Source organism: Helicobacter sp. WB40, assembly GCF_027859275.1.
Classification (GTDB): domain Bacteria; phylum Campylobacterota; class Campylobacteria; order Campylobacterales; family Helicobacteraceae; genus Helicobacter_D; species Helicobacter_D ibis.
Genome location: NZ_JAQHXS010000029.1, coordinates 1 through 287 on the forward strand (window position 1 = coordinate 1; position 287 = coordinate 287).

1 pseudogene is annotated in these 287 nt (G+C 33.1%); it reads left to right on the forward strand.

Features of this window, described 5'->3' with window-relative positions:
* Positions 1-287: pseudogene (locus PF022_RS08800) on the forward strand (hypothetical protein); the annotation flags it as partial.

Here is a 287-nt window from a genome sequence, read left to right on the forward strand (position 1 = left end):
AAAACAAGACAAGAAATAGAACTAGCCGTGCTAAATGCAAAAGCACAAGCAAGACTATCACAAAGTGAAGCAGTAAAATCTCTAGTCCAAGCTCATTCAATGGTAGAATCTATCCCACAAAATGCTGCTATAAATAGAGCGAATGCTTATGTTGGATTCTTAAATGTAGTAGGAAATGCAAGCAATGAAACAGCAATCACAGAGCACTCTAAAAATGTAATACAAGTAATAAATCAAATAGTAAGTAAAGAAATCCCAAATTACAAAGAAATCCTAGACAAACTAAA